Source organism: Rhodococcus sp. A14 (assembly GCF_011603105.1).
Taxonomy (GTDB): Bacteria; Actinomycetota; Actinomycetes; order Mycobacteriales; family Mycobacteriaceae; genus Rhodococcus_F; species Rhodococcus_F opacus.
On record NZ_JAAOQS010000017.1, the window covers coordinates 101,405 to 109,960 of the forward strand.

Here is an 8,556-nt window from a genome sequence, read left to right on the forward strand (position 1 = left end):
ATATTACGGTCTCGTCGGGTGCTTCGGAGTCTTGGCGCCCGCGGAGGTTCCGCCGTCGATCATGAGATCGGAGCCCGTAATGTAACTGCTGTCCTCGCACGCGAGGAACAGGATGGCCTTCGCCACCTCGAGTGGTAGGCCTCGGCGCTGCAGCGGAATGCTTTTCACATACGCGTCCATGTCGTCGTCGGCGAAGTCGGCGCCGGCGGTGATTGCCGTCTCGATGCTGCCCGGGCACACCGCGTTGACCCGGATCTTCGATTCCGCGAACTCCAACGCCGCAACGCGGGTCAGGGCGCGAACACCGAACTTCGACGCGCCGTATGCACCGAGCTCGGCCGTCGCGAGGACGCCACGCAGCGAGGACAAGTTGACGACGGACCCGCCGGTGGTCATCGCGGCACCTGCGGCTTGCAAGCCGAGGAAAGTCCCCACCAGATTGAGGTCGATCATGCGTCGTAGGTCGGCGAGTGACGTCTGCATGATGGACGCTTTGGATGCGGCGCCTGCGGAGTTGACGAGAACACGCATCGGATGCCCGCGATCCGCCATCTCGGTGGTGACGCGCGTCCACTGAGATTCGTCGGTGACGTCGAGGTGCCGGTAGTGCGCTCGCGCACCGATTTTCGCCGCGACACGTTCACCCAGCTCGTCGTCGACGTCGCCGAGGTAGACCGTGGCCCCGTGGGCGTGGAAGAGTTCCGCGGTCGCGGCACCTATCCCTCGTGCAGCACCGGTGACGAGAGCGCAGGTGTCACGTAGTCGCTCGTCGGTCGTAGTCACTGGATGAATCTCTTTTCCCAATCGGACTGGTATTCGGTGAGCGATTCGGGTGTCAGGTCGGACGGGTTGGGCAGCGCGATGTCCTGGGCCCGTGCGACGCTTCCTTCGATGCCGGGGAGTGCGCTCGCGTAACCGTGTGATAACGCCTTCTGGCCGGCGGGGGTGACCATGAAGTTCGCCAGCACCTGTGCGGCATTCGGGTGCGGCGCCGCGGACAGTGCGTGTGTGAACCACGGGGTTCCCCACGGGGGCGAGGGCAGTGCCCAGTCCACCGGTGCTCCCGATTCCTTCTCTCGCACAAGCGGTTGCACCATAGGGGTTGCGACGATCTCGCCCGAGGTCAGGGCCTGAGCCACGCCCAGTGCACTCGGGTAGATCCGCGGTTTCAGTTCGGCGAGCTTCTGGAGATAATCGGCGCCGAAGTTCTTCTCGAAGAATCGGTAGAGGTCGACGTACGAGGCGATGCCGGACGGGTTGACGATTCCGATCTTGCCCTTCAATGCTGGGTCGAGGAGGTCTGCCGGCTTCTGCAGACCTCCCGGAAGTGCTGTCGTGTTCCAGCCGAGAGCGAACACCGCCGCGCTGGTCAGGAAGAACTTGTCGGAGATGATGCTCGTCTGCGGTTCGTACTCCGGCGCATCGAATGCCGGGCCGACGAGATCGGTCGAGTAGGTGCCCGACCCGGCGGCAGTCTCGATCCAGGCGGCGTCGGTCAGCATGTGCACATCAGCCGTTCCCCGCTTCGTCTGATTCTCGACCTCGACCTTCGGGTTGATGTCAGCGTCGGTTCCCCGGACGTATTCGAGGGAGATCTCGGGATACTCCTGCTCGAAGGCCACTTTCAGAGCGTCGAGATTGGCGGGCTTCTGGCTCGAGTACAGCAGCACACTGCCTTCGGCCTTGGCTGCGGCGACGACGTCGTCCCACGTGCCGGACACGGGACCGGTGGACCCGGAACCGCCGGACCCGCAAGCGGCGGAGGCGAAAGCGGCGACCACTGCGACCGCGATCAGCTTTATCGGCATACTTCTCATGGCATGAAGGCCCTTCCGGTATCGGTTCGACGAATGCGAACCCGTGTGTTCGGTGATGGATGGAGGAGTCGAATGAGGCCTACGGCGCGACACCGTTGAGCAGCGCGGCAACGCGATCGGGCATCGTGACCATGGCCATGTGGCCGGATTCGAGGAATGCGGTGTCGCCGCCGACGAGGACAGCCGATCTTTCCTGGAGTTCGGGTGGATAGCAGGTGTCCTTGGACAAACGTACGTATGTACGGGGTATATCGGCGCGGAGACCGGACAGGTCGACGGACTCTGTGAGTAGCGCGCCGCAATCGTCGACCAACTGGGCGATCATCCATTCGGTCTGTTCCGCGTCCATGTCGTTGCAGAGCATCGCGGCGGCGCCCATCGGATCCTGGCGGTACGCACCATCTTCTATCGAGGCTTCCACCGCGGCGCGGACGTCCGGGTCGATCTGGTCGATCACTCGCGTCCCGTCGGGCGGGACGACGGCGGACAGGAAGACGACGTGCCGTAGTCGGTGTGCGAGTGCCTGCATGACCCGAGGGGCCGTCACTCCCGCGAAAGAGTGTGCGACGAGGACGACGTCCCCGAGGTTCGCCGCCTCCACGTCGTCGATGACGGCGGCGGCGCAGTCGTCGAGGGTGACGGACCGCGGGTCGACGGAGCGCCGTCCTCCCCGCCCCGGGAGATCGATTGCGAGAGTGTCACCTTCGAGCAAGGGGAGGAGGGGCGCCCAGCAGGAGGCGCCCATTCCTGCGCCGTGGACGAGAACGAACGACATTTTGCTCCTCGCTAAATTGAACTGATATCAGTTTGAATCTAGGGAAATCGCCGTGTGATGTCAATCACCTGATAATGTGAAGTGAATCCAGTTCACTTAGGAGGGTCCGTGTGACGAATCCACGTGCAGCGCGGCCGCTGCAGCTCGGTTCGCTTCGGTTGGCAAACCGGCTCGTCGGTACGCCGCACGCGTCGGGTGCCGTCGCCGGCGGCCTCCCCTCACGCGGCGACGACGACTACTGGCGACGCTGCGCGGCCGGCGGTGCCGCAATGCTCATCGTCGGCGGCACGGTGGTGTCGCCCGGTTCGACCAATCGCAACGGCAACATCACCGAGGCCTGGCGTCCCGAAGTCCTCGCGGGCCTGGAGGCTCGGGCGCGGGCAATCACCGAGGAAGGAGCCATCGCGGCCTGCCAGCTGGTGCACCTCGGACGCGAAACTCTGGGCGCCGAGATGTGGAGTCACCCCGTCGGGCCGTCCGCTGTCCGCTCGCCCCGCGAACCGACGCGACCGCGCGCCCTCTCGGGCGCCGACGTCGACGCGGTCGTCGACGCATTCCGCACATCCGCGGTCCACGCGTGGTCGGCCGGCTTCCCGGTCGTCGAACTGCATGCAGCCCACGGATATCTACTTGCGCAATTCCTCTCGCCGAACACGAACCTCGGTCGAGACGCTGCGACGGGTGCTCAGCGTGTGCGGATCCTCGACCGCATCGCCTCAGCGGTCCGCGACGCCTGCCCCGGGGTCGTACTCGGAGTCCGCGTCTCTTCCGACGGCGGCGACGAGGCAGGCCTGAGTATGGACGGTCTCTGCGACGTACTACCGCACCTCTCCGATTTCGACTACGTCAACGTCACGGTCGGCGTCCGCACCACCTACGTCCGGGACATGGCCGTAACCGACCCGCCGCTGCTCGATTCGGTCGGGCGATTACGCGCCGCCGCAGTGACCCCGCTGCTCGTGTCACAGTCGTTCCGGACCGGTGCGTCCATCGAGACTGCACTGCAATCGGGAGCCGACCTCGTCGGTGTGGCACGACCGCTGATCGCCGACCCGAACTTCCCGCGGAAGATACTGACCGGCCGCGAGGCGTCGATCCGCCCGTGCGTGTCCTGCAACGAGGATTGCCGGGCATTCGACCCCGTCCTACTGTGCTCGGTCAATCCCGACCTCGCACCGCCGGGTCATTCCGCACGTCCCGCGTACCCGCTGACGCTGGGGCCCACGCGCGGGTCGAGAGTGCGGAGACGGATCGCCGTCGTCGGTGCAGGCCCCGCCGGGCTCGAGTGCGCGATGCGGCTCGGGCCCGACCACGACGTCACACTCTTCGAACAACGAGAGCGAATCGGAGGCCAGCTTGCGACAGCGGCCGACGCGCCGCATCGCAGCGGCTGGCGTCGCCTCCTCGACTACTACGCCGACAACATGCCGAAGGTGGCAATCCGTCTGGCGCACACTGTGAACGCCAACGACCTGGAGGACTTCGACGACATAGTCCTGGCCGTCGGTGCCGTGGAAGAACTTCCCCAGGAATTGGCGGGAACGTCGTCCGTGCTCACCTCTCAGGCGCTGCTCGGTGGGGGAGGAGCCCTTCGCGGCGCGGGCCACGTCGTGGTGGTAGACGACGGATTCGGGCTATGGCCAACAGCGAGCGCGGTCGAAGCGGCGCTTGCCGCGGGTGCCGACCGCGTCACGGTTCTGACGCCCGCCGCGGCCTTCGCGTCGGGTCTTCCCGCGGAGGGCCGCGTGCAGTACCTGCGTCGGCTGTCGGGCGAACCGGTCGACGTGCGCGTGCTGTCGTCGCTCGTCGCGGTCTCCGACGGGTCGGTCGAGTTCGAGAACACGCTGTCGGGGGAAAGGACGCGCCTCGACGTCGACCGGGTGGTCGTGGCCGGTGAGCGGCGCCCGCGCGACTGGTCGCAACTGGCACCGGAAGGCGCACGCGTCTACGTCATCGGCGACGCGCTCGTACCGCGCAAAGTCGCACACGCCATCTCCGAAGGCCGTGCTGTCGCCTGTGAGTACTTGTTAACCGCGGGCGGTTAACAAGTACTCACAGGGGGTGTTCGCCGACATCCGCGGCGGCGAGGGTGATGACCAGCAACGGCACCACCTTCGCCGCCGCGATGCGGTAGTGGTTCCTCGACTCCTGCTCGACGATGCGTGCCCCGCCGAGGGCGCGCAGGTGGTGGTAGAGCTGACCGGGCGAGGACAGCCCGACCGCGGTCTGCAGTTCGGCCGCGCCGGCGGGACCGCGCAGCAGTGTGCGGACGATCTCGAGGCGGGTCGGATGTCCCAGGGCGGCGAGGACATTCGATACGGCCGTGGGGGACAGGTCGAGGGTTGCGCCGGCGTCGTAGCGGATTGTCCACTGGATCTCGCCGCCCAGGTCGACGGTGCCCTGATATCCGATCTGCCCGATGCTCTCGCCGACGTCGGCTGTCGGGGTTTCGGCGGGCCGGGCCGATTCGAGGGCGTGGACGCGGGCCTCGAGGTCGGCGAGCCGGGTGTCGTACTCGTCGTTCACACGGCACAACTTAGCTGCGACGTCGTGTCGGGATCGGTCATCGCCTCGGTGACCACCCCGGGAAGGTTGCCGCCTTTGAAACCCGGCCCGTCCAGCCCGGGCGGGGCGGGCTGCCATTCGAGTGTTCGGCGTGCGACATCGGAGCCGGGACCGAAGTCGCCGCTCGCGATCGCGCGGTGCAGCGACGCCAGGCCCGCGGCCGAACCCGTCACCCCGGACTCCTGGACCCGGGCCGTGACCGCCGGGAAGTTGTCGCCGGGCGACATCCGCACGACCTGTTCGCGGTAGGCGTCGTCGTGTGCGTAGCGCCGGGCGGCGTCCCACCGGGCATCCCGCGACATCGCCGGATCGAGGAGGGCGATGGTCGAGCCCAGCAGGGTCGGCACCTCCAGGTCGTCCCAGCCGCACTGCGCGGCGGCGTCGGCGAGGGCGGCGTCGCCGAGTCGGTCGCGCAGGTAATCGGGGACGGCGTTGTCGCTCTCCTGGATCATCGCGATCACCATCTGCTCGAGCGGGACCGTGGCGCCGGGTTCGGTGACGCCGAGCCGCTGCAGGGCCTTCGGGTGGGCGCCGCCGTCGGTGTTCGGGAGGTACCAGCGTTCCCACTCGGACAGCGGCACCGGCTCGGCCGGGTCGAGTTCACCCGACGCGACGGCCCGGGCGTAGGCGGCCAGGTGCACCACCTTGATCGCGGACGCCAGCGGAACGGTGTCGCCGGTGCGGTGCTCGACCGTGCGGCCGCGACCGTCGTCGACGACGAAGGCGATGTCGTCGGGGTGGGAGCCGACGTACCCGACCCATCCGGCGGCGGTCGTGATGTCGGCGGGTGGCAGCGGTGCGCATACGGCCGGCGGCGCTGCCTGCTCGTCCGAGGAGGTGGCGGTGCCGTCGGTGCTGCACGCGCCCAGGCTCACCGCGACCGCGACTGCTGCTGCGACCGTGCCCAGCTTCCTGCTCATCGAGAAGATCCCCTCACCTGTGGAAATTCGATAATCCGGAATTGCGGAATTCTAGAAGTACGGTAACCCGTACCGGCGGGAGTGTCGAGACCGCACGCTCCGAACGTCCCGTCCGGCGCGGCCCGTAGGCTGACACCCGTGCGCGTACTCGTTATCGGCTCCGGAGCCCGTGAACATGCCCTCCTTCTCGCTCTTGCTCGCGATCCAGGGGTCAGTGCCCTGATGTGCGCGCCCGGCAACGCCGGAATCGGCAAGATCGCCGAGCAGCATCCCGTCGATATCGCGTCCGGGGAGGCGGTGGCGGCCCTCGCGAAGAAGCTCGACGCCGACCTCGTCGTGGTCGGCCCCGAGGTCCCGCTGGTGCTGGGTGTCGCGGACGCCGTCCGCGCGGCGGGCATCGCCTGCTTCGGACCGTCGGCCGACGCCGCGCGCATCGAGGGTTCCAAGGCGTTCGCCAAGGACGTCATGGCCGCCGCCGGTGTGAAGACCGCGCACAGCGAGATCGTCGACTCGCCCGCCAAGCTGGACGAGGCGCTCGACCGCTTCGGGCCCAACTGGGTGGTCAAGGACGACGGCCTCGCGGCAGGCAAGGGCGTCGTGGTCACCACGGATCGGGACGCGGCCCGCGATCACGCTGCCGAACTGCTCGAGAACGGTCACCCCGTTCTCCTCGAGTCCTTCCTCGACGGTCCCGAGGTGTCGCTGTTCTGCGTCGTCGACGGCGAGACCGTCGTGCCGCTGCTGCCGGCCCAGGACCACAAGCGCGTCGGCGACGGCGACACCGGACCCAACACCGGCGGCATGGGCGCGTACACGCCGCTGCCGTGGCTGCCCGAGCAGACCGTGACCCAGATCGTCGACGACGTCGTGAAGCCGGTCGCGGCCGAGCTCGTCGCCCGGGGCAGCGCGTTCAGCGGCCTGCTGTACGCCGGGCTGGCGATCGGCAAGGACGGCCCCGCCGTGGTCGAGTTCAACTGCCGCTTCGGCGACCCCGAGACGCAGGCGGTCCTCGCCCTGCTGAAGAGCCCGCTCGGCGAACTGCTGAACGCGGCCGCCACCGGAACGCTCGATCAGGTCGCGCCGCTCGAATGGCAGGACGGCTCGGCGGTGACCGTCGTGGTCGCGGCCGAGCACTACCCGGCCACCCCGCGCACCGGCGACGTGATCACCGGCGCCGACGGTGACGGCGTCCTGCACGCAGGCACCAAGCTCGTCGATGATCAGGTGGTCTCCGCCGGCGGGCGCGTGCTCAGCGTGGTCGGAGTCGGAGCCGACCTCGACGCTGCGCGCGCGGATGCGTACTCCAAGATCTCCGCGATCAAGCTGCCGGGAAGCCACTTCCGCAAGGACATCGGACTGGCCGCTGTCGAGGGACGCATCGCCCTTCCCTGAGGTCGAAGCGCTCCAGCGGCGCAAACGACCGACAGGCGTGCACCCCCGGAACATCCGGGGGTGCACGCCTTTTTCGTCACGTCACCGGGCGGTCCATCCTCCGTCCATCGTGTAGGAGGCGCCGGTGACCATGCCTGCGTCGGCGGACGCCAGCCACGCGACGAGGGACGCCACCTCCGACGGTTCCACCAGTCGCTTGATCGCGCTCTCGGTGAGCATCACCTTCTCGATCACGTCGGCCTCGCTGATGCCGTGCACCTGTGCCTGATCCGCGATCTGCTTCTGCACCAACGGTGTCAGCACGTAGCCGGGATTGACGCAGTTGCTGGTCACGCCGTGCGGGCCGCCCTCGAGCGCCGTCACCTTCGACAGTCCCTCGAGTCCGTGCTTGGCGGTGACGTACGCGGACTTGAACGCTGATGCGCGGAGCCCGTGCACGGACGAGACGTTGAGGATGCGCCCGAATCCCGTGGAATACATGTGCGGCAAGGCGGCACGGATCAGCAGGAACGGTGCCTCGACCATCAGTGTCTGGATGCGCCGGAAGTCCTCGGGGCGGAATTCCTCGATGGGGCTGATGGTCTGGATACCGGCGTTGTTGACGAGGATGTCGGTCTCCAGCCGCAGCTCGGTGAGTGGATCGGTGTCGAGGAGGTCGACGTGCCACGCGGTTCCGTCGATTTCGTCGGCGAGGCTCTTGGCGGCCACGTCGTCGAGGTCGGCGACCGTGACGTGGGCTCCGCGCGCGGCGAGTGTTCGGGCGCAGGCCGCGCCGATCCCGCTGGCGCCGCCGGTGACGAGCGCGGTGCGTCCGGTCAGGTTCTGCTCGGTCATGCGGGGACCCCGTCCTTCGCGCCGGCAGCCTTCTCGTCGGCCAGGATCTGGGCGTCCGCCGCGTCGATCGATTCGAGCGAGATGCCCTTGGTCTCCCGGGCGACGATGACGGCGACGACGGTGACGAGGCACGCGATCGCCAGGTAGATCGCAATCGGAACGGACGAGTCGTACTTGCTGAGCAGGCTGGCCGCGATGATCGGCGCCAGCGAACCGGCCACGATCGACGTCACCTGGTAGCCGAGGGAGACAC

The 8,556-nt window shown here is 67.9% G+C and carries 8 protein-coding genes and 1 pseudogene; 2 read left to right on the top strand and 7 right to left on the bottom strand.

The window, feature by feature from the left end:
• Positions 1-3: 3 nt before the first annotated feature.
• The 3 genes from G9373_RS12350 to G9373_RS12360 form a co-directional block, all read right to left on the bottom strand.
• Positions 4-783, bottom strand: coding sequence for an SDR family oxidoreductase (locus G9373_RS12350; RefSeq protein WP_005254916.1), 780 nt, complete (start codon positions 781-783; stop codon positions 4-6).
• A complete protein-coding gene (locus G9373_RS12355; protein WP_043793469.1) occupies positions 780-1,817 on the bottom strand; it encodes an extracellular solute-binding protein in 1,038 nt (345 codons plus the stop codon). Before G9373_RS12355 ends, G9373_RS12350 begins: the two co-directional genes overlap by 4 nt.
• 79 nt (positions 1,818-1,896) lie before the next feature.
• On the bottom strand, positions 1,897-2,592 hold the full coding sequence (locus tag G9373_RS12360) for an alpha/beta hydrolase (RefSeq protein ID WP_120659698.1): 696 nt from the start codon (positions 2,590-2,592) through the stop codon (positions 1,897-1,899).
• A gap of 110 nt (positions 2,593-2,702) precedes the next feature.
• Here G9373_RS12360 and G9373_RS12365 point away from each other — a divergent pair, with 110 nt between their 5' ends.
• Complete coding sequence (locus tag G9373_RS12365) at positions 2,703-4,637, top strand: FAD-dependent oxidoreductase (RefSeq protein ID WP_120659697.1); 1,935 nt, start codon at positions 2,703-2,705, stop codon at positions 4,635-4,637.
• A 7-nt stretch (positions 4,638-4,644) separates the two neighbouring features.
• Here G9373_RS12365 and G9373_RS12370 read toward each other — a convergent pair whose 3' ends face one another.
• Both G9373_RS12370 and G9373_RS12375 read right to left on the bottom strand, forming a co-directional pair.
• The gene (locus tag G9373_RS12370) at positions 4,645-5,118 is read right to left on the bottom strand and encodes a metalloregulator ArsR/SmtB family transcription factor (RefSeq protein WP_005573431.1); all 474 of its coding nucleotides are present in this window, start codon (positions 5,116-5,118) and stop codon (positions 4,645-4,647) included.
• Entirely contained in the window at positions 5,115-6,077 is a 963-nt protein-coding gene (locus G9373_RS12375) for a serine hydrolase (RefSeq protein ID WP_206032098.1), read from the bottom strand. The genes G9373_RS12370 and G9373_RS12375 overlap by 4 nt, the downstream gene beginning before the upstream one ends.
• 138 nt (positions 6,078-6,215) lie before the next feature.
• Here G9373_RS12375 and purD point away from each other — a divergent pair, with 138 nt between their 5' ends.
• Positions 6,216-7,469, top strand: coding sequence for a phosphoribosylamine--glycine ligase (gene purD / locus G9373_RS12380; protein ID WP_005566389.1), 1,254 nt, complete (start codon positions 6,216-6,218; stop codon positions 7,467-7,469).
• Between the two features lie 81 nt (positions 7,470-7,550).
• Here purD and G9373_RS12385 read toward each other — a convergent pair whose 3' ends face one another.
• Positions 7,551-8,303 (bottom strand): 3-hydroxybutyrate dehydrogenase, encoded by a 753-nt coding sequence (locus G9373_RS12385; protein WP_133986097.1) that lies wholly within the window; start codon positions 8,301-8,303, stop codon positions 7,551-7,553.
• Positions 8,300-8,556 (bottom strand): annotated as a pseudogene (locus tag G9373_RS12390) (MHS family MFS transporter); the annotation flags it as partial. The pseudogene G9373_RS12390 and the gene G9373_RS12385, both read right to left, overlap by 4 nt.